The sequence below is a fragment of the Robertkochia solimangrovi genome (assembly GCF_007279655.1).
In the GTDB taxonomy this organism is placed as follows: Bacteria; Bacteroidota; Bacteroidia; order Flavobacteriales; family Flavobacteriaceae; genus Robertkochia; species Robertkochia solimangrovi.
Genome location: NZ_QKWN01000002.1, coordinates 262,761 through 283,247 on the forward strand (window position 1 = coordinate 262,761; position 20,487 = coordinate 283,247).

Consider the following 20,487-nt stretch of genomic DNA (forward strand, 5'->3'; position numbering starts at 1 on the left):
TAACACCTACAGTTTGTTTATCCGATTTAATTTAGAAACCCGTTATATCCAAGAACTTTTGGGACACAATAATCTTAAGACCACCATGATCTATACTCACGTAACCGAGAATAGTTTTAAAAACATCAGCAACCCATTCGATGACCTGTAATAATTTTTATATTGCAAACTGAGAAAATGTATAATGGAAATTAAACTGATAAATAATTTGCAAAACGTGGGCATAGCCAACCAAATTGGCGGTATATGCCCAATAAAGTTCAGTATATAATCAAGTTGGCATTAATTATGAGAAACCAGTTTCTAAAGAATATATTAGTTCTTACAACGATGTTGATTTCTATCAGCTCATTCGCTTGCGATTGTGATTGCGAAGGAGATTGTTCATTTAGAGTCATATCGAATCGGAATGAATTAGTTGCTCTTGTAAAAGTTATTGAATATTCTGATTTTCTGGATTATGAAATTGATGGATATGATAAAAAAATGCCTTTTTCAATGACAGTTGAAATAATAAAAAAATATAAAGGAACTGAATCAAAAAAGAGGATTAAAATTTGGGGCGACAATGGAATTTTATGCAGACCATATATTTCGAATTTTGAGGTTGGAAAATATTATTTAATCTCACCTTTACAAATTGAAAATAGCTCTGAAGAAGGAAATAAAGGAGATTATGATTTTTTCGCTTGTTGGACTGATTATCTCAATGTTGATTTTGATAACGGAATAGCTTATGGAGAATACACAAAACGAAAAAATAAAATATCGCTGAAAGAATTTGAAAGTGAAATAAAAAAATAACTATTGCCTATTATGGTTATAATTCACTGTGGTTTAGTGCCACAGCAAAATAAAAGTATAAATTAAACGGCTGGATTTCGTTGTGTGGCATAAATAAAACGTAATGAACAAATTTTTAATCTATCAAATAATATTGCTGTTAACCCTTCAAGGATGTAAGGATCAAACTCAGGATCAAAATGATATTGTTACGATAAACGGAGTCACTATTAATCAAAAAATCTTAAATGAACTTAAGAAAAAACTAAACCAAGAACCAATAGAATTTGAGAAAGTAAATTATCATTACGAAAATGTAGATTCAACTTGGAAAGAAGAAACTGATACAATAAGAAATGGATTCTATTTCAAGCAAATAAGTGAATTTAAAGCTAAAAGAATAATTCAAGATTATTCAGAAGAACTAACGGAAACAGGGCACTACATGTTCCTAAAAAATCTTGAATTTGATGATAATTGGAATAGCTTGTATGATGTGACGATTGTAAAAGCTGAAAATCAGTATGATATTTTGAAAATTATGAATACGCAAGGACCTAACTATGATGTGACAAACGAACAAGTAATTACCAAGGTTAAAAAATGGGACGAAAAAGTCGGACTTAAAATAATTGTTGCCGATGAAGCAAGAGTTGAAGCCTTTATTTCAAAACTACCTGACGACTTGCTGAACTTTACTCAAGAAATTTATGAATTATGCCCAGATGTTATAGAGCAAGGTTATAGCGATATGGACGAAATGATTAATGATTATAAAACAAATAAATATTTTTGGATGTGGTGGGATTAAATTACGCACTCAACAACGTATCCTATGAAAAGCATTAGTCGCTTTCTCCAAAGTTAATATTTTAATTTTCAACTACTTCATTATTTTGTTTTTAATATGGATGAAGCTTTGATTCATCTTTATATCAATACTATAAAAGTTGCTTAGCATCCTATATATAATCCCATTAGGTTAACCGCTCTTTACCTTTACGATGAATATCTGCCGGATTTACAACCAGGGAATTCCATCCAAAAGAAATAAAACTGCGATGTGCTGAATAACCACAACATCCGGCCTCATAGGGCGGTACTGACTTAATGATCAGGAAAATGTTTTTAGACAAAAGTTCTTAATTGCAACGCATCCGGAGGCATGCTAAAAGATTTACAAGCAAAAAGATCTGTACTGCAATGAACTTTCCAGCCACGTTTGTGTATGTCAATTCCAAAGAATAACTTGGCACTAGCAGTTTGTTGTGTTTTCATCTCTATAAGTTTTAGTGAACTTTAAAGATACTCGACAAGCTGCTTTTACATAGATGCTATAAGTAATTGCTTGTTCTCGCCTACTTTGGAAATTCCTGCGGAATTTCCAACTTGGTGTGTACTTGCAGAGTTAAGTACCAGTCCACGCAACTACTCATAGCCTAACCGATGTGTCCAATTTGAATGAAATCAATGTATAAATCAATAAAAATCGAATATTGGACATTTCCAGAAGGTCAAGACTTTGATGGAATTGAGGAATTCGTTAATGAAATTGATAAAGATTATTTTCTAACGGTTAGCAAGAAAAGAACTGACGCCTTAGGTGGCGGTCTTTATGATTTGATTATTGAGATAAGTGAAGATTTATCTCTCATTGAGCTTGCAAAAAGCTATATTGAAGATGGAATTAAGTTGTATATAGGTTATCAGGCTAAAGAAATCTATAAAACCATAAGAAAATTATTTGAAAAAAATAAAGACCTGAACCCATCTGTTGAACAGATTTCTGTAAAATTTAAAGATTGTAAAGTAATACTTTACGAAGTTTATAAAAACGGTATTGAGGAGAGTTTTGAATCGGTTATTAACGAACTTATAAAAGTTGCGTCAGAACATAAAAAGACGTTTAAAAAAGCTAAAGAAATTCATATTCCGATTTTCAAGCATAAAGACAGTTACAATATTTGTAAGTATAGAGTCAAATTAAATGTTGACGAGAATATGACCGAATTCAAGAAAAGTGATTATTTGAATTTTTGGGGAATTAAAACCAAAAAAAAAGAATACGTTTATAATTTTGATAATGGAAAACTAAAAAAGAAAAAATTCTATACTCAAGAATCATATGATAAGTTATTTGATTGGGCTTTCGAAAATGGAAAATTAAATGAATAATAGAGGTCGAATACAAGCTCAAGATGATACTATAGAAGAATCAGAATCTTGGGCAACAAATGAAGAAATAACCAAACAGGATGGTTTGACAAAGTCTAATGATTTAAAAGGAAAACTTTCGAATCAAGAATTGGCTGAAAGATTAGATGCATTCAATAAATTAGAAAATGTTATACAGCAAGCGCCTTCTCAAGGACATTTCGCTCAACTAATTAAAAGCTTTCACCATAACCCTCAAAATAGAAGAATAAGGGTAGATTTAGAAATCAGAGCAGGAAGGGCGTTTATTGACAATAATCCGAATTAAGATGGCTGATGAAAACAAAATCCTATACAATTCATTCTTGAAAGAGAAGAATATCTACAATTTGAACAGTGGCTACTGGAAAAGAAAACTATTGAATAAATTGGACCTAAAATTTTCTTTGGAAAATCAATATGTTACAAACAAGAAAAGTAATGGGAAGAACTTCTATGATGGAAACCCTATCTTTTCATATATAGAAAATGACAAAGCATTTAGAATAATTCAAGAAAACCCTGAGGATTTATCAAGTTACAATAACATTAAACTTATAGATGCTTGGATAGACAAATTATACAAGTCAGAAAATCAACAAATTCCTGAATTAGTTATATCGCTTTATCTGACAAGGGAGACAGTTGATAAGACTATTGAATTGATTAAAGAGTTTCGATTTGACAACTTGAATAAAGAAAACATAGAACAATTTTTATAATAAAACTGCATACAATAACTAAGTCTTCGTGTGGTCGGTACGGCCAAACATGAAGATCGTGTTGACTGAACCGGATTCTGGTGTCATTCGATTACTTTTTGACTTTCTATGGGGTTACTTGATTCTTAAAAAGTATCGAATCACTACTACAAAACAAATACTCTCACCTCCTGAATTATCAACCATTTAAACAATTTCCTCAACTCTAAAAGCTAATCAATAAGTTTGGAAAAATATTGGGGTTGATAATGGTATTCTTTTAGGATAACAGGTAGAAAATAACCGTGTACAAACATTTATAATTGTTTGTGACCTAATAATTAATGGAAGTTAATTTTTATGAAACAATTTTATCTAACGGAAAACCGTAAGAATATTTATATGGATTTTATATTTTAGTAGGGATATAAATAATATATGTGCAATTGCACATACACCATAGTTAGGCACAAGCAAGTAAAAGAATGCTAATTAGCGAATTTCAATCAGAATTGTTTGCAGACTACTTTCAGTTCAATATTCAGGACGAAGTAGTTTCGGGAGATCTTTCAAAGGCTTGGACTGAAGAAGCGGTTGAACGACTTTTAGCGATAAACCAGGGGACAATTGGAATTGGAACAGTTCGAGATATGGACGTTCAAATTTATCTTAAAATATTTGATAGTGAACCTGAATTAATGATTGATTCGAACGCTATAAATCATATTAACGAATGTGATTTAGAAATGAGTTCTGATAACTTGGTTATTGCAGGCAGCACTGACTATTTTCCTGAAGCGAAACGGATCAAAATAGGGAAGGGACTTTTCAGAGTTCGAGTTTATTACAGTAATTTGGAAAAATTGAGTGATGATAGATTGGATGGTGAAGATTCTTATGAAATTCACTTGTGGCCGACCGACAAAAGGACTGGAATAAAAATTTTAAAAAATAAAAATGCCAGTGCCTAACAAGCTGTATAAGCCATTGCCGGTTCCTATCTCCTAACGAAAAATTTTCTTACATTAGTCGGTAAATATAAATCGAGCTAAAAGTTAGGGCAGTTCACGAACTGCTATGGCAACGGCTCATACACCGGGCGTTAGCTACAATTTGAATGAAAATTAGAACTGCAATCATAATACTACTGACTTTTGTCAGTTTAGAGTCCTTTTCTCAAAGCATTTTTTCAGCTTTGAGACACGATGATGCAATTGATTTAAGAAGCGAATCTAAAGTAAAGGAAATCACAAAAACCACTACCTTTTTCAACAAAAGCGGTACTGAAATTAAAAAGGATATAATAGTTGTAAATCATCAGAATAAAATCACATCCGAATTGCGATATGATGAAAGCGGTAAATTAGAAACTCGACTTACTCGAAGTTTTGATTCAACAGGAACAAGAAGTTTACAAAGAAAAATTGAACGTTGGCATCCTGTAATTGGATATAGTTCTGAAACAGCAACTTACGAATACGATAAAAATGGTTTTATGATTAAAGTAACTGACCGAAATCAAAACAACCAAATTATCAGAGAAACTTTCCTAAAAAACAATGAAAATGGTCATCCAATAGAATTAAAACTGAATACAGGAAATTCAAATTCTTATGGAACTGAAATTGCGGAATATGATTATCCAAATAATATGGTAATCACAAAAGTCCTTGACGACAATGGGAAAATAATTTCTCAAAGTAAACATAAAATTGACTTCTCAATTAGAGATTTAGATAATGCAGAATATGACGAAAACGGAAATTTAATCAAATCCGCCAATTACGATTATGAATATAAGTATGACAATAAACTGAATTGGACAAAGAAAACCATTTATAAAACCGAAAATGGGAATCGTAAAAAGTATCAGGTTTTGACAAGAAAAATAAAATATGAAAATTAAAAACTGTAGCTAACAATGGTAACCGTTGCACAAGCCTATAATTTCCAGGAAACATGATATAAAAACGCCCTTTTTCAGGGCGTTTGTTGTTTTTGATCGTTAATTATCATTTAAATTCAAGGGAATTATATGGGGTAGTATAGGGCTTAAAAACAGCTTTAAATTGAGAAATAACAGACCGAAGACTTACCGCCCCGCTCTTACTGTGTTTTTCAATGAATTTCAGGTACTTTTTAAGGTTATAGGCAATTGCCGATAGTTGCATGCACTTATTGGCCTGCTTGATTCCAATGGTATTGACCTTACGTAAGCCCATAAACTGAGTTAAAGTCCCAAATACAGGTTCTACCGTACTTTGTCGTTTAGCTTTCATATAACGCCCCTCTGGGCTGTTGACTCGGGCAATGTTACGCTCATACTCGGCTCGGTAATAAGTTACGGTAAACTTCTTTTCCTGTGCACTTTTACCCAAACAGGCTCTCCGTATGGGACAATCGACACAGACCTTCTTAGAAGCGCGGTATTCTTTCTTTTTCGTGCGGTTCTTGGTTTCATAAAACACCTTTTTAAACGGTATTACTTTTCCCTGTGGGCACACATAATAATCTTCAGTTTGGTTATAAGTAAACCCATCGGGGCAGCCCTTATAAGTTCCATGCGCAGGTATAAAGCTTTTTAAGCGCCTGCCTTCCAGAAAAGCGTAATTCTCGCCACTGCTATAGCCCGTGTCTGCCACACAGTTTTCCCAGACCAGACCTGAGCAGCGAAGGCGACGCTGTACGCGAACAACGATATCCGCCAATTGCTGATTGTCTTTCTCGTCCGCGTGATAGGCCTTGATGTCACTGATCACATGATGAGCGGTATCTACCGTAAGCTGACTTTGGTAATTGAACTTTCTCGCCTTGCCCGGTTTGACACTGATACGGGCATCCGGATCCGTCGGGCTGTAATGAGTTTTGTTACTGGTATAACGACTGCCCTTGTTGCCCGCTCCAGGGCGCTGATCCTGTTCCTTTGCCCATTTATTGTTTCTGCTTTTTATAGCCTTTAGTTCCTTGTCACTGGCAGACAAGGACTGCTGATCTTTATCTGCTTTGTTGCCCTTGGCCTGACGAAGCGGCCCGTCTTTGTCTCCCTTGCTGAAATGGCGAATCTTGCGAAGGTGGACCTCCAGATCTTCTTCAGGTACTTTCAATTCCAAACTGTCCATAGAGGCATTCGCCTTTACAGGTGCGCTATCGATAGCCTGTGTGTGACCACTTACCATACCTGCCGATACACACAGCTCAAAAACTTTTATGAACACAACTTCAAAAATGGTCTCTGGAAATAACTGGCGTGTACGGCTAATAGTGGAGTGCCATGGCAACTCTTCGTCAATATCGTATCCTAAAAAATAAAGGATATCCAAACGCAAACTACAATGTTCCATCAGCTTGCGATCGCTTGAAATATTTTCTAAATAACCTTCAAGGCACAGCTTGAAAAACACAACGGGATCAATGCTCTTTTGGCCGCTGCTGCCGTAGTAACCTTTGGTCTCATTATACAGAAAATCTAAATGTAAAACGTCTTTAAGACAGCGATAGAAATTGTGCTCTGGAACACGAGCACTTAACTGAAAATTATTGAATAATTTTTCCTGATACTGTTTTTTGCCTTGCATTCTTAAATTTACAATTTGTAGGAAAAAATTGAAACCCTAATCTCATTTTTTATATCTTGTGCAACAGGCACAATGGCTATAAGTAATTGCTTGTTCTCGCCTACTTCTGAAAATCCTCGCGGATTTTCAGTTTGGTGTGTACTTGCTAAGTTAAACGCTAAACCACGCAACTACTCATAGCCTAGGACGTTGTAGCACATTAGATGAAAAAACTTGAGAAAATAGAAATAATCGACCTGATTGGTAGAGAACTTCAAGAAAGAATGAAGTTCGTAGAAATAGATGGCTATTTTCAGAGCTACGGAATACCAACAGATCACCAACCAAGCTATAACAGTAAATATGTATACGTTAAAGAAGTATTACCAAAAATCAAGGATGAAATTATTCTTGAAATTGCCAGTGAACTGGGAATAGATCATCCAGCCATTTCCTCAGTGCCAGTAATTAAAGAAAGTGATGCTACCTTTTGGAAACCTGGTCATTTTAAACTTTTCATCAGTCATTTAGCTAGTTTTAAAAAAACAATTGGAATTCTAAAGAATGAACTTGAAAAGTATGGCATTTCATCCTTTGTAGCACATGAAGACATTGAACCAACAAAACAATGGCAGGATGAGATAGAAAAAGGACTTTTCTCGATGGACGCCCTTTGCGCAGTCTTAATGCCAGGTTTTAAAGAAAGTAACTGGACCGATCAAGAAATCGGGGTAGCAATTGGTAGAAACGTTTTAATAATTCCAATCCGGAGAGAACTTGACCCTTATGGCTTCATCGGGAAATTTCAAGGATTTCAAGCTGTCGGAAAAAATGTAGGACAAGTCGCTGAAGGAATTTTTGAAATAATCTCATCAAATCCGAAAACTAAAACGAAATATCTTAATACACTAGTTGAACTTATTCTATTATCAAACACTGTAAATCAAGGAATTGAAAGACTCGAAGCATTTGTTAGAATAAAGGACTTGCCTTTAGAGAAAGTTGAATATTTACAAGAGAGAATTATAGAAAATGAGAATCTCAAAAACACTCGGTTTCTTAAGCCATTCAACCAAATTGCCTTGAAGTACAACCTTGAGAGATTAAGTCTAAAAGACTTTGAGAAAAAGAAAGATGAGGATTACGATGAATTACCATTTTAAAATAAAAACGTGCTACAACAACACCTATACGCAATGCCCTGCGGGACACTGCACATAGCCCAACCGTTGTAAGTAATATGAAATACAGACTTTTTTTAATAATTCTAACTTTAATTTCGTGTAAATCCGAACCCAAAAAACCTGTCGAATTGAGAGTGAACTCAAACGGAATTGAAATTCACGAATCGACAAAACCTGAAAAGGAAATTGAATGTGCTTTATCGGAATTAAAAAAGACAACGGATTATAAAAGTGAACTAAAAAAGTACGCTGATATAAATGGAGATACTTTAATAGAAATCGAAAAAAAGAAAATCGGAATTAATAATTACAGAACGGTTTTTGAAATTAACGAATTTGAGCAAAACTTATGGCTACTGATTGAAAAAGAAACTGAAACTGACTCAATTCTGATTCAGCACGAAGATTTTGTGGAATATCTCTTTACTGTAGAATCTGAATTTGATTTAGACAAATGTGAAATAAGAAAAACTGAAACGGAAAATTTTATGAGCGGAGAAAAAGAGAAAACGGAATTTAAAACAATAAAAATCTAAAAAATACTACTTACAACAAGCTGTATAAGCCTTTGCCGGTTCCTATCTCCTATTTTAAATATTTTCTTACATTAGTCGGTGAATATAAATCGAGCCTAAAGTTAGTGCAGTTCACGAACTGCTATGGCAACGGCTCATACACCAGGCGTTGTAATGCATTTGAGAAATGAGAAAACCAATTAACATTTTAGACAAAAAATAACAATTGGAATTACCAGTTGGAATCTACAGTCTGAAGGTTTTAGGCGGTTGGAAAGTAATTACAAATAACTTTTCTTTAATTCTACGAGAAGTAAACGGAGAAACTATCATTAAACCAAAAGAAACGTTTTGGAGAATTCAATTTTTTGCTTTTGGAAAAAGAGCAAAAAAGATAGCTTCAGTTGACATTATGGAAGGATTAAATTGGAGTATAGAAAAAATGAAAAAAACGGAGTCTAATTAATCCTATGCATCAGTTGGGCTAACGGCCGTCCGCAAGGTTTTTACTTATCTGCTATCGTTGGTCACAACCGCCAGTTTAGCATTCTTAAATCCGCCCGAAAACATAACGAGAATGTTGTAAAATCATAAACAAAACGTACAACACATATGACCAAAATGCTTGTATTCTGCTTAATTCTGATTTTCGCACTTCACAATAGTTGCGAAAAAAAACAATCTGAATTGGAATTTGAGCAATCAGTGGTTTATGAAATTTTTCCTGCTTTAATGGACTCTTTACATTTTGACTATCGACTAAAACCACCACCACCACCACCAAGACCAATTTTTAATGAACAAGGAGAAATAATTGGAACTGATACAACTGGAATTGCAAAAGCTTCAAATGAATATCTACAAAGGAAAGCGGAATTAAAAGCTGATTCGGTAAAACTTGTAATCGCAATTAATGATAGTGTCTATCCTATTGGGAAAAAGGAAGGGGATCAGTTATTAAAGTACTTTGCCGAAAACAATTTAAGACTGGATTCTACTGACATATCTACTAAATATTTGATTGACTTGAACAAATTGCAAGCTGACAAAAAATTACGATTCAAGTACTTATCGGAATTTCCAGAAGGTAGTGACATTTGGAAAAAAGATTACAATTTTCATTTGAGTGGTACAACTAGCTTATCAAGAATCCAATTCGATTCAACTAAATCATTCGGAGTCTTGCGTAGTGGAATGGGGTGCGGAAAATTATGCGGAAGTGGTGTTAGAGTATTTATTCGAAAGGAAAATAATAAATGGATAATTGACAAAATTATAGTAACTGAAATTTCATGAAAAAATACGTGCTGAAACAACGCTCCTTAGAAAAGATTTCATCCCTTCAACCTAAGTAAATATTTTATGAATCTCAAATATCTTGTTTTCATTTCTCTATTATTTGTTGTATTTGGATTGAAAGCGCAAAGATTAAAAACTGAAGAAATTATTGAATTATCAGAAGAATTTTTAATTGAAGCTGTTGGACAGGATTTGTTTAAATATTTTAAATCAACAAATAACATCTCATGCTATACGTTACCTGCAAATAGGTTTGGCTACAAAAAATCAAAACTGCTTAAGAAAAATCGTCGAATCAGAAAAAATTGGACTTCAATTATAGTCTTCTGGAATTTTAATTATTCAGGAGTCGAAGGTGTTCATTCAGGTGTTTGGGTAAAGCTTAATAAACAACTTAACCTTTATGAACCAATCGAATTAGATTTTATCCCAAAATTTGTTTGGGAAAACAGAGCTTCGGATTTCATATCCGTGCAAAAAGCGATTGAAATAGGTAATCAGCATTTGACCAGAACGGAATTCGAACGAACAGATCCCAAACTAACCTATGATCGTAAAAGAAAGAAATACATTTACAGAATCATCAATATTATAACTAATACAAAAGGTAGTTCAGGTCGGGAAATGGGAACGACCGAAATTCTTGAAATTGATGCATTAACAGGTAGTACTTACGAATTGAAATATGGATATCATGGATTAATTATTAGATGATTTTCCATCTAAATAAAATCAATTAGGTACAATTAAACTAACTCTTAAAAAGTAATTCCAATCCCTTTTTGCCCCCTAAAATCTTACCGGACTAATACTCTTAGCTTTTGGGAAGATTCGGGATTCTGGAGGTAAAACCTTAATTTAAGTTTATTTTTCCTGTTTTAAGCTACCATCATACCAAAGCCTTGTAAACACCGGGGTTTATGAATGAAGTCGGTGAATAAATCATGTTACCTGTCTTACCGGAAAAAAGTCCATAGGTAAGTAAGGTAAGATCAATAAAAAATATCTTACCTAAGGGAAAGTATACTAAAACTTTGGCATGAGAGGATTTAGGTAATATGAATAAGGAGTTTTATAAAATCTCTAAAGGTGAAACCTTAAACAAAGGTTTGGCCAGGTATCCATAAACCTGTCGTTTGGAATCTTTGACACGTTTAAAGCCAAAGGCTGTCAAGGCTCGACCCATATTAATTACACTGAGTCGGTTGCTCAATGCTTGCAGTTTGGCTACAATATCTGAAGAGGTATAGAAATAATCAGGATCCTCTGTTTTTTCGAAGTATTTGGTTAAGAATTCTTCTTCCATGGTAGGCTGTCGATAACTGCTGTTTCTTCGCTCGTTTTCTTCAATGTCATCGGGAGTTAATTCTGATTCGAAATTCTTATCAAAATATGCCAGCGAATAGGCCTGTGACCACAACTTGTCTATATCGATCTCGTTCTTGTAGCTGAAATCGATCCTGCCCAGTAATTCAAAACATAACCATCTTACTGATCCGGTTTCATCATTTAAAAAAGTAGTACGGTTGGTGGAACCTATAAAAGAACAACAACGGGTCAACGCTGAATTCTTCCGATCGTAGGGGAGACGTTCATTGATAATGGTTTTGGAAAAGTATGCCTTTAATGCATTGGTTTCTTTTTTAGCTAACACTGATAGTTCATCAAGATTGATTAAAAAATTTCTGGTGAGTTGAATACGAGCATCCTTATCATTGCTGATATCTTCAGCGAAATATTCAGTGAGGGGAGGCGGACAAAGAAATCGGCACCAGGTGGACTTTCCGGAGTTCTGCTGGTTATGAACCAATACCAGGCATTGTTTATTGAAATAATCCTTTTCAATGGCACAACGAACGGTTCGCACCAGCCATTTCTTGAAGTGATAATAAAAAGCTTTAGGTTCCCGAAGTGGGAGGTAAGCTACCATTCGAGCAATATGATCTACCTGATCCCAGTCCTGAAGTTCTTTAAAATACGTCTGAATGGGATTAAATCTTTTTATGAGATGAGATTTTAAAAAAATCTCCATTTTACCTGGAGTCACCTGAATGTCAGCCTTAGCCAGTTCAATTAAAATGGAATTGATTTCAAAATCTTCCCATTCAGTTCCCTCAATAAGTTTGATCTGAAATTCCTGATTGATTTCATTATAGCGGATATCATACTTTTTAAAAAGATATTCCTCCAGATAATCATAAACTGTTTTTTTCTTTTGCTCTTTAACCTCATAAAGTTTTGAATTTGAATTACTCATAATCAACAGAGTTATCTACGACGTTTTAAGGTATAACGAAGGGCTTCCTGTTTGATCTCATCCGTAGATTTAGTGCTGTTCTGTAGCAACCAGCGATCCAGTTTTTCTTTCGAGAAGTAAATGAGTTTTCCGTTGGGTTTGGAGTATGGTATAACTCCCTGAGCAGTTAGTTTATACAAATAACTTTTAGAGATCCCCATATACTCACAGGTTTCCTCCAGAGTTAAAACGGACTTATTAGCCCTTACCAATCGCTCCAGCTTTTCCAGTTTCTCAATGATCTTGTAGTATTCCATGTCTTAGTTATATTTTTCCGGAGACTCTAATATATTATCATATTTCCGGTGGTTATTATCCTAAAACTAGAAAGAGCTGAACTTGTGAATGTTAACCTTGTTTACATGGTTGTAGATTTGAGAGAATTGACACTTATTATTGTTGATAACCTTGTGAATTTCGATTGTAAGTATTTGAAGTAATACAGTTGAAAAATATTACTTTTAAAAAAAAATATAAGAGCCTTAAGATAGAATATTTTATACTCTAACAAATATTTTCCATTAGAACTAACCTACACCCATGAAAAAATATTTTAAGAAAAGTAAGTGTAAAAAAATACACGATAGGCGGGCTAAAAGAATTGGTGCAAGTCCAAGTAGAACTAAAAAATATAATCCCGATAGATTACCCTTTTATCAAAGGTATAAATATGATTTTATAAAAGCTGAGCCTGTTGTTGCTCCAGAGAATATATGTTTATTGTCAGAAACCAAAGGGTGTTTACAATTTTTCACGGAACTAAGAAAAGTCAAAAGTATCTCTAAAATTGGTAGAGAATGTTTTGTAGAGATGGATTTATCTGAAGTAAAAAAGTTTGATTATAGTTCAATATGTGTTTTAATCGCAATTATACGAGATCTAAAATCGAAAAAAATATTTTTGAGAGGTAATTATCCAAAAGACGAATTGTGTAAAAAACAAATAATTGAATCTGGATTATTAACATTTATGTATGATAAAAATGGAAATCCATTTAAAAAGTCTGAAAAGTCCGACTTGTTATTCATAGAAAAAGGAGCAAAAATCTTAAAAAGAGAAGATAATATAATAATAAGTGAGACTATCAAAAATGCAGTTAAACATTTGACAGGAGAGGATAAGCATTTACCAAAATTAAGAACAATTTTACTTGAAATTTGTGGTAATTCTATAGAATGGGGAGGTACATTAAACAAGCAATGGTTATTTGGTGTTAAGTATGAAGAGGAAAAGGCAATTTTCACCATAACTGACGTTGGAAAAGGGATATTGAAAACATTAAATAAGAAATGGAAAGATAAATTATCGGATGTTTTTACCTTAAATCCGGATGATGAGATATTAAAAGGTGCCTTTGTGAAAAAATATGGTTCTAGCTCTCATAAAATCAATAGAAATAAAGGATTACCATCTGTTAAAAATGGATTTGATAAAGGCGTAATTAAAAATCTTAAAGTATTAACTAATAATGTAATTTTACATTATGGTGATCAAGAATCTTCTGAGGTTTTGAAAGAACATTATTTTGGTGGAACTTTGTATCGTTGGGAATTAACAAAAGAAACAATAAAAAGAGCAAGTTAATGAGGAAGTATATTCAAATAAAGGACTTCTCAGAATATCCTGGGTTAAGACATTGTTCTATAAGTGATGATTCAGGAGAAGAATTTTATCATAAAATATTAAATAAAGAATTTAAAGATTCATACGAAAAAAAAGAAAAGATTGAGGTGAATTTGGACTATACAGCTGGTTATGCCCCCTCTTTTTTGGATGAAGCTTTTGGAAATCTCATATATGACTTTGGAATCGAAGCTGTAAAAGAAAACTTAATAATTGTATCTGATCAGGAGCCAGACTTGAAAGAAATGATAGTTAATGAAACGTTTGTTCAATGGCAAGAGAGAAGAGAAAATGAAGACAAACCTAAAAAAACGGAAAAACATAAACCATGGTTTCGAAAAGTTAATAATGAAATAATTCAAACCGTAGAATAAATATGATATGTAGCTTATCTACAAGTGACATTATTGGTATTATTAGTCTTGTTGTGAATTCCTCCCTCGCAATTTGGATTGTTTGGACACTACAAAATAAATTAACAAATAAAAGGTACTTAAAGGATCATTTAATTGGAGAAATTAAGGAATTACGACTTGAATATAAAAAATTCATGAGTGATTTGCATTCCGGAAATCTAAAGCCAAAAAAAATTGTTCCATGGTTTAAACTAATGAATATTAAAGTTCAGGACACCATGGAAATTTTATCAAAAGAGTATGAGATTAATAAAGATATTTTAAAGAATTATCAAATTGAACTTAGAGAGTTAGTTACTGAATTTGAAGAATTCAATAAAAATTATAAATCCAATCAATTTATAGCTTTAAAAAGCGACTCACAAAATAAATTAATTACATTTCAACAGAAAAATAACTCAAAATTTAATGAATTAATAATATTAATTAATAACGGTTCATAAGGATTTAATTTTATTAAAAGCGGTTTTTATTTCATTGGAATATTTAGACCCACCACTCCTGCTAAAAGCACTCTTCACAGAGTTATACTTGTATGGTTTCCCGTCTGCTCGTAATATTACCCCCGAAGTTTCAAAGAAATTCTTGAGCGTTAATTCGTTTTCAGGAAAGGCCTTTTTAAATTGCTCATAAAATTCCCGGCAACTCGGACCGTCCATTTTGAATTGGATTTTGGATTGGTGTTGGTTCCAGTTTTTTAAAAGGACATTTTTAAAATCGTTTAGGGGGGTTCTATCAATATCTATAAGGTCATAACGTTTAAGTTGAAAATAGATCCGGTCTAATTCTTTTTCTTCGATTTTGATCTGAAAATTTTGAATGGTAGTAGTTTTACTTACGGATCTGTTTTTCAGGATTTCCATATTCTTTTCAAAATGCCGGGTCCAGGAATATAAGCAGATCGCAATACCAATGAAGTACAATAAATAAAGTCCAGCTAGAAATATCTTGTTTGATTCAGATAACGGTAAAAATATTACTGGTAGAATTAGCGTGAGTCCAACAGCATTTAAAAAGAGTCTCGGCTTTTCAATAGAGGTGTTTAAAAGGGATTGATCGTAAAAAACAAATTGGACGACAGGGTAGGTGTACTGAATAAGTAACCTGCATCCAACATAGATTATTCCGGCTCCAAATAGGTAGTTTGTCAGATCATAGAACATACTCAATGCCAATTTTAGGGATGATGTTGGCGGCTTCTTTCTTTTTACTATCCACGATCTTTGCATAGATCTGGGTAGTTCTTAGTTCCCGGTGTCCGAGTATTTTAGAAACAGTGTAGATATCCGCTCCATTCTCTAATAATAAAACCGCACAGGTATGTCTTGCACTATGAAAAGTGATGTGCTTCGTTATTCCTGCACGCATACACCAGCGTAATATTTCCGCATTGAAATGAGCTCCGTATTTCAGGCCTTTAAAAACTCGGTCGGCCGACTTCTGGGCTTTTCCCAGAATACTTCTCGCCTCCGATGAGATATAAAGGTATTCCATGCCGTCTGTCTTTTTTTGCCGGAATACGATTCTGGCACCGTCTTCTTCATCCCTGATTTCTGCCCAAGTCAACTTATTGATGTCACTCCATCTTAATCCGGTAAGGCAACTGAATAGAAAAGCATTTTTTAATATGGGATGTTTGCAGTGAGCCCTCACCATAGCCTTGAGTTCTTCACTGGTTAAGTATTCCCTTGTAGGTTCTCCCTGTTTAAACCCTTTAACTGCCTGTGCCAGATTTTTGGTAGTATAGCCTTCTTCATAGGCAGCTCGAAGCGCCGCCTTCACCTTGTTGAAATAAGAATATTTTGAGTTTTGAGATAGGTGGGTATCCGACTTGGTCTTCGCTTTTGTGTCGAGATGTTTTTTAAAGCCTTTCACAAAGGCCTCGTCTACGAATTCAAATGTAATGTGCTTTTTTCCGCAGTAGTCTTCCAAATGATTTTGGGCTGCATCCCAATTGTCATAATTCCCGGAGGATTCATAACGCTCCTCTTTTAAGCTTTCATAATAATCCAATAAGAGGGTCTTTTCTTTTTCCCGGTTCTTGATTCCGTATTTACCCTGAGCGTATTCCGCCTGTCTGATTGAAAGTATTTGATTTGCGAGTTCCTCTGTTTTCTTATTTTGTGATCTTTCTTCAGGAGTTTGAGGATTGATGAAAAGATATTCCTTCAGGTATTCAAATTCCCTTAAGTGTTTAGGTTTTCCATCATCTCCAATAGTTTTTCCCTTGTAATATTCTATATAGAGACTGTATTTTCCGGTAGCTAATTTTTTCTTTTTTAAGCTGATCTTCATAAGAAACTGATTTTTATAAAGATAGGAAAAAATACTAGCGAGGTGTACTTTTTACACCTCGTTTCGTTAAAATACTTTTCGAGGTGTACCTTAGGTGTATTTTTTGGTCAAAAATAGAGATATGATCGAATTATTAAAATTCTTCATGAATCTTTGTAAAGTGTCGTTATATAAGGCTTTTTGATATTATTTGATGTCAAATGATATCAAATAAAATGGGTGGATTATTTCCCAATACAAAAATTAGCAAAAATATTCCCTAACAGGTCATCACTCGAGATCTCACCGGTGATCTCTCCCAAATAATAGAGGGCCTGACGGATGTCGATGGCTAACAGGTCGCCGGATAAGTCGTCGTCCAGGCCGAAGCGGACTTTCTCAATTTCTTCCAATGATCTGATCAGGGCATCGTAGTGACGGCTGTTGGTGACGATGGTCTCATTGTTGCGTAAGGCGCCGGTATTGATGAATTCCAGCAGGTGATCGGTAAGTGATTCGATACCTTGTCCTGTTTTGGCAGAGAGGAGGATCACATCCGGGATCACCACTTTTAATTGGGCTTCTAAGGCTTCGCCAATCGTGTCTACCTTATTGGCAACGATGATTAGCTGCTTCTGTGGATATTTATTTTTGATCTTTTCGATTTCGGATTGGAACAGGTCATGATCACTGCTGAACTTAGTGCTGTCAAACAAATAGATCACTACCTGGGCCTTTTCGATTTTTTCAAAGGTCTTCTGGATTCCGATACTCTCTACTACGTCCTTGGTCTCACGTATCCCTGCGGTATCGATAAAACGAAATCCGACACCACCGATTACCATCTCATCTTCGATCGTATCCCGTGTGGTTCCGGCGATATCACTGACGATGGCACGTTCCTCATTCAGCAGAGCATTCAGCAAAGTCGACTTACCCACGTTAGGCTCTCCGACGATAGCGACTGGGATTCCATTCTTGATAACGTTTCCGGTAGCGAAGCTATCGATAAGTCGCTTTAAGACGGTCTCTATACGTTCTACCAGGCTGCGGAACTGGGTGCGATCGGCAAATTCCACATCTTCTTCCGCAAAATCAAGCTCCAGTTCGATCAACGAGGCGAAATTGAGGAGTTCTTCCCGTAATCGGGAGATCTCATGACTAAAGCCTCCCCGCATCTGCTGCATCGCGATCTTATGGGAAGCTTCATTATCACTGGCGATAAGATCGGCCACGGCTTCCGCCTGACTCAGATCCAGTTTCCCATTCAGGAAGGCACGAAGCGTAAATTCCCCCGGATCGGCCATACGACAACCTTTTCTCAGAAATAATTGAATGATTTCCTGCTGTATGAACGGCGAACCATGACACGAGATCTCAACCACGTCTTCTCCGGTATACGATTGTGGGTTCTTAAAGAGGGATACCAATACTTCGTCCAGCACACGTTCTCCATCCATGATATGTCCGAGATGGATCGTGTGGGTCTTCTGAGCTTTGAGTTCCTTCCCGTGAATCGACCGGAAACAACCGGAAGCGATCTCAATAGCCCCTTTACCAGACAAACGTATCACAGCAATAGCCCCCGCACCGGAAGGGGTCGCCAAAGCCACAATGGTATCCTGTATCTTCATGTAGAAATTTTTGACAAATTTAGTCTTTTTTCATGAGGCTGAAATCATACCCGGATTACAGGGGTTGTCCATTTTCCGAGGAGAAGTAAAACCCAATCCCCCTAAGCCTGCGAACCACATTGAAGCTGAGCTTGCGAAGCCCTCCAAACAAAACTGAGTCAGTTCCCAAAGTCTCGGGACACTTTCACCAGAGGTCACTCAAGCAGCATCGTGCGCCAGCACTATGATCGCGGCGACACTCGACGCGGCCGAAGGCAGGAGTCCCGATTGCTATCGGGAGACATTCCCTCTTCGCCGAAGGCTGAAGACGGGATCGTCACTCTCCAGTACCCCAGCAAACGCAAAGACTAAAACCGTTTACAAATTAAATAACCCGGTGATCATCTTAACAACTGTTTTTCAACAGCATACATCTTAAATCATCGGATATTTATGATAGTTTTAAAAGTATCTTAAAGGGTGAGTTAAACCTTGTTAAATACATGGACTTTAGGGCTATTCATCGTATCTTTAAGTGAATTTTAAAACTGAATGATGATGAATTATCTAGATTTGGATACCAATAAAACAGAGAAGACAGTTTATGAATTGAATGTACTTTTGGCAGACTTCCATCTGTACTATCAAAAGCTAAGGAATTTCCACTGGAACGTCATTGGAAAAAACTTTTTTGACCTTCACGAAAAATTTGAAGAACTTTACGATGAAGCAAAACTAAAGATCGACGAGATCGCTGAACGTATTTTAACGTTGCGTTTTACTCCGGTTAGCAATCTCTCCAAATATCTTGAGATTTCGAATATCAAAGAATCACCGAGTGATATCAGCGATACAGAAATGATCGAGCATCTGCTGAAAGATCATGGCATTCTGTTGAAACAGATGCGTACGGTTGTTGAAAAAGCGGATGACGGGGGAGATGAGGGTACTATCGACCTGATCGGTGCCTATATCCGGGAATTGGAAAAAACCTCCTGGATGCTCGATGCATGGAGAATGAAAACAAGCGCAGCAATCAATAAATCAGCCGTCTCCTAAAGAATAAACACAATTTATGGAGAAGCTCGAGAAGCAATTATTCCAAGCTTGGGGCAAAATGATAGATCAGATAGGTTCATGGCTAGAAAAAATAGTCGTGAACCTTCCTAATTTTGTAATCGCCTGTATCGTATTTGGTATTTCCTTTCTGTTATCCCGCTATGTGAACAACTTCATGTTACGCATTCTCAAGCGTACCAGCATGCAGGATACCGTTAAACATGTAACCGCACGACTTACTTCCATATCCATTATCATGGTTGGAATTTTCCTGGCATTGGGAATCATGAATTTGAATAAAATGCTGACCTCTCTCCTGGCCGGTGCTGGTGTCGCGGGACTTGCCGTGGGTCTGGCTCTTCAGGGAACGTTGGCAAACACCTTCTCGGGGATTGTGCTTTCCTTTGTTAAACATGTGAAAATGGGCGATTGGATCGAAAGTAACAGCTACCAGGGGGAAGTGGTAGATATCGATCTGCGCACGACTACCTTAAAGCAGGTTGATAACAATCTGGTTTCCATTCCGAACCGTATGGTGATTGAAAATCCTGTTAAGAACTATTCAGTCACTGCTCAGTCCCGCGTGATCTTAACCTGTGGCGTTACCTATGATGCTGATCTGGATCTGGTCAGGGAGGTGGTTGTAAATACCATCATCGATAATTTTGAGGATGTAGGAAATAAACAGGGCGTTATGTTCTTTTATACCGAATTTGGTGACAGTTCGATCAATTTTGAAGTACGATTCTGGATACATTCCACGAGTGGTATCGAAATATTGAAGGCGCGGGGAGAAGCTATTGTAGCGATCAAGAAAGCTTTCGATAAAAACGGTATCTCCATCCCATTCCCAATACGAACCATCGATTTCTCCAATAAACTACAGATTGCCAAAAATCCGGAGAAGTTGGCAGATTCGGACAATGCGTCTGAAGAAAATTAGAATTTTGTGTAACACTTCTGTTTTTTGATCGTCT

Annotated in this window: 25 protein-coding genes; 17 read left to right on the forward strand and 8 right to left on the reverse strand. The window is 35.5% G+C overall.

All coding sequences use genetic code 11. From position 1 onward, the window contains the following. Positions 1-246: 246 nt before the first annotated feature. A complete protein-coding gene (locus tag DMZ48_RS05045; RefSeq protein WP_242009130.1) occupies positions 247-804 on the forward strand; it encodes a hypothetical protein in 558 nt (185 codons plus the stop codon). 103 nt (positions 805-907) lie between these two features. After that, positions 908-1,594, forward strand: a complete 687-nt coding sequence (locus DMZ48_RS05050) for a DUF4253 domain-containing protein (protein ID WP_143954025.1) — start codon at positions 908-910, stop codon at positions 1,592-1,594. 166 nt (positions 1,595-1,760) lie between these two features. Here the strand turns inward: DMZ48_RS05050 and DMZ48_RS18520 are convergent, their stop codons facing one another. Both DMZ48_RS18520 and DMZ48_RS18525 read right to left on the reverse strand, forming a co-directional pair. Continuing rightward, on the reverse strand, positions 1,761-1,919 hold the full coding sequence (locus DMZ48_RS18520) for a hypothetical protein (RefSeq protein WP_162558670.1): 159 nt from the start codon (positions 1,917-1,919) through the stop codon (positions 1,761-1,763). Beyond that, entirely contained in the window at positions 1,912-2,061 is a 150-nt protein-coding gene (locus DMZ48_RS18525) for a hypothetical protein (protein ID WP_162558671.1), read from the reverse strand. Before DMZ48_RS18525 ends, DMZ48_RS18520 begins: the two co-directional genes overlap by 8 nt. A 183-nt stretch (positions 2,062-2,244) precedes the next feature. Between DMZ48_RS18525 and DMZ48_RS05055 the strand changes: the two genes are divergently transcribed. The 5 genes from DMZ48_RS05055 (at position 2,245) to DMZ48_RS05075 (ending at position 5,583) form a co-directional block, all read left to right on the forward strand. Next, a complete protein-coding gene (locus DMZ48_RS05055) occupies positions 2,245-2,958 on the forward strand; it encodes a hypothetical protein (protein ID WP_143954026.1) in 714 nt (237 codons plus the stop codon). Continuing rightward, on the forward strand, positions 2,951-3,265 hold the full coding sequence (locus DMZ48_RS05060; protein ID WP_143954027.1) for a hypothetical protein: 315 nt from the start codon (positions 2,951-2,953) through the stop codon (positions 3,263-3,265). The genes DMZ48_RS05055 and DMZ48_RS05060 overlap by 8 nt, the downstream gene beginning before the upstream one ends. 1 nt (position 3,266) lies before the next feature. Continuing rightward, positions 3,267-3,698 carry a hypothetical protein gene (locus tag DMZ48_RS05065; RefSeq protein WP_143954028.1) on the forward strand — a complete coding sequence of 144 codons (432 nt, stop codon included), beginning with the start codon at positions 3,267-3,269 and terminating at the stop codon, positions 3,696-3,698. Between the two features lie 464 nt (positions 3,699-4,162). After that, positions 4,163-4,648: a hypothetical protein gene (locus tag DMZ48_RS05070; protein WP_143954029.1), complete on the forward strand. Its 486-nt coding sequence runs from the start codon at positions 4,163-4,165 to the stop codon at positions 4,646-4,648. Between the two features lie 146 nt (positions 4,649-4,794). Then, positions 4,795-5,583 carry a hypothetical protein gene (locus DMZ48_RS05075; RefSeq protein WP_143954030.1) on the forward strand — a complete coding sequence of 263 codons (789 nt, stop codon included), beginning with the start codon at positions 4,795-4,797 and terminating at the stop codon, positions 5,581-5,583. A gap of 106 nt (positions 5,584-5,689) precedes the next feature. Here the strand turns inward: DMZ48_RS05075 and DMZ48_RS05080 are convergent, their stop codons facing one another. Beyond that, positions 5,690-7,252: an IS1182 family transposase gene (locus tag DMZ48_RS05080; protein ID WP_242009131.1), complete on the reverse strand. Its 1,563-nt coding sequence runs from the start codon at positions 7,250-7,252 to the stop codon at positions 5,690-5,692. A gap of 203 nt (positions 7,253-7,455) precedes the next feature. On the opposite strand from DMZ48_RS05080, the gene DMZ48_RS05085 reads away from it, so the two are divergent. From DMZ48_RS05085 to DMZ48_RS05105, 5 genes are all read left to right on the forward strand, one after another. Next, positions 7,456-8,394, forward strand: a complete 939-nt coding sequence (locus DMZ48_RS05085) for a toll/interleukin-1 receptor domain-containing protein (RefSeq protein WP_143954031.1) — start codon at positions 7,456-7,458, stop codon at positions 8,392-8,394. A 77-nt stretch (positions 8,395-8,471) separates the two neighbouring features. After that, a complete protein-coding gene (locus DMZ48_RS05090; RefSeq protein WP_143954032.1) occupies positions 8,472-8,951 on the forward strand; it encodes a hypothetical protein in 480 nt (159 codons plus the stop codon). Between the two features lie 205 nt (positions 8,952-9,156). Continuing rightward, positions 9,157-9,396 carry a hypothetical protein gene (locus tag DMZ48_RS05095; RefSeq protein WP_143954033.1) on the forward strand — a complete coding sequence of 80 codons (240 nt, stop codon included), beginning with the start codon at positions 9,157-9,159 and terminating at the stop codon, positions 9,394-9,396. 146 nt (positions 9,397-9,542) lie between these two features. After that, complete coding sequence (locus tag DMZ48_RS05100; protein WP_143954034.1) at positions 9,543-10,226, forward strand: hypothetical protein; 684 nt, start codon at positions 9,543-9,545, stop codon at positions 10,224-10,226. A gap of 66 nt (positions 10,227-10,292) precedes the next feature. Beyond that, positions 10,293-10,943 carry a hypothetical protein gene (locus DMZ48_RS05105; RefSeq protein WP_143954035.1) on the forward strand — a complete coding sequence of 217 codons (651 nt, stop codon included), beginning with the start codon at positions 10,293-10,295 and terminating at the stop codon, positions 10,941-10,943. Positions 10,944-11,301: 358 nt separating this feature from the next. Here DMZ48_RS05105 and DMZ48_RS05110 read toward each other — a convergent pair whose 3' ends face one another. Then, positions 11,302-12,486, reverse strand: coding sequence for a VapE domain-containing protein (locus DMZ48_RS05110; RefSeq protein ID WP_143954036.1), 1,185 nt, complete (start codon positions 12,484-12,486; stop codon positions 11,302-11,304). Positions 12,487-12,497: 11 nt separating this feature from the next. Then, the gene (locus DMZ48_RS05115; RefSeq protein ID WP_143954037.1) at positions 12,498-12,782 is read right to left on the reverse strand and encodes a helix-turn-helix domain-containing protein; all 285 of its coding nucleotides are present in this window, start codon (positions 12,780-12,782) and stop codon (positions 12,498-12,500) included. A gap of 283 nt (positions 12,783-13,065) precedes the next feature. Here DMZ48_RS05115 and DMZ48_RS05120 point away from each other — a divergent pair, with 283 nt between their 5' ends. The 3 genes from DMZ48_RS05120 to DMZ48_RS05130 are packed head-to-tail and all read left to right on the forward strand — an operon-like array spanning position 13,066 to position 15,007. Next, on the forward strand, positions 13,066-14,109 hold the full coding sequence (locus DMZ48_RS05120; protein WP_143954038.1) for a hypothetical protein: 1,044 nt from the start codon (positions 13,066-13,068) through the stop codon (positions 14,107-14,109). Further along, a complete protein-coding gene (locus tag DMZ48_RS05125; protein ID WP_143954039.1) occupies positions 14,109-14,522 on the forward strand; it encodes an STAS-like domain-containing protein in 414 nt (137 codons plus the stop codon). The genes DMZ48_RS05120 and DMZ48_RS05125 overlap by 1 nt, the downstream gene beginning before the upstream one ends. Positions 14,523-14,524: 2 nt before the next feature. Further along, positions 14,525-15,007 carry a hypothetical protein gene (locus tag DMZ48_RS05130; protein ID WP_143954040.1) on the forward strand — a complete coding sequence of 161 codons (483 nt, stop codon included), beginning with the start codon at positions 14,525-14,527 and terminating at the stop codon, positions 15,005-15,007. Here the strand turns inward: DMZ48_RS05130 and DMZ48_RS05135 are convergent. The 3 genes from DMZ48_RS05135 to mnmE form a co-directional block, all read right to left on the reverse strand. Beyond that, complete coding sequence (locus DMZ48_RS05135) at positions 15,002-15,727, reverse strand: hypothetical protein (protein WP_143954041.1); 726 nt, start codon at positions 15,725-15,727, stop codon at positions 15,002-15,004. The genes DMZ48_RS05130 and DMZ48_RS05135 overlap by 6 nt on opposite strands. Next, positions 15,717-16,859 (reverse strand): tyrosine-type recombinase/integrase, encoded by a 1,143-nt coding sequence (locus tag DMZ48_RS05140; protein WP_143954042.1) that lies wholly within the window; start codon positions 16,857-16,859, stop codon positions 15,717-15,719. The genes DMZ48_RS05135 and DMZ48_RS05140 overlap by 11 nt, the downstream gene beginning before the upstream one ends. A 224-nt stretch (positions 16,860-17,083) precedes the next feature. After that, the gene (mnmE, locus tag DMZ48_RS05145; RefSeq protein WP_143954043.1) at positions 17,084-18,472 is read right to left on the reverse strand and encodes a tRNA uridine-5-carboxymethylaminomethyl(34) synthesis GTPase MnmE; all 1,389 of its coding nucleotides are present in this window, start codon (positions 18,470-18,472) and stop codon (positions 17,084-17,086) included. Between the two features lie 537 nt (positions 18,473-19,009). Here mnmE and DMZ48_RS05150 point away from each other — a divergent pair. Both DMZ48_RS05150 and DMZ48_RS05155 read left to right on the forward strand, forming a co-directional pair. After that, the gene (locus DMZ48_RS05150) at positions 19,010-19,510 is read left to right on the forward strand and encodes a Dps family protein (RefSeq protein ID WP_143954044.1); all 501 of its coding nucleotides are present in this window, start codon (positions 19,010-19,012) and stop codon (positions 19,508-19,510) included. A gap of 58 nt (positions 19,511-19,568) precedes the next feature. Next, complete coding sequence (locus DMZ48_RS05155; protein WP_242009132.1) at positions 19,569-20,453, forward strand: mechanosensitive ion channel family protein; 885 nt, start codon at positions 19,569-19,571, stop codon at positions 20,451-20,453. The last annotated feature ends 34 nt before the right edge of the window (positions 20,454-20,487 follow it).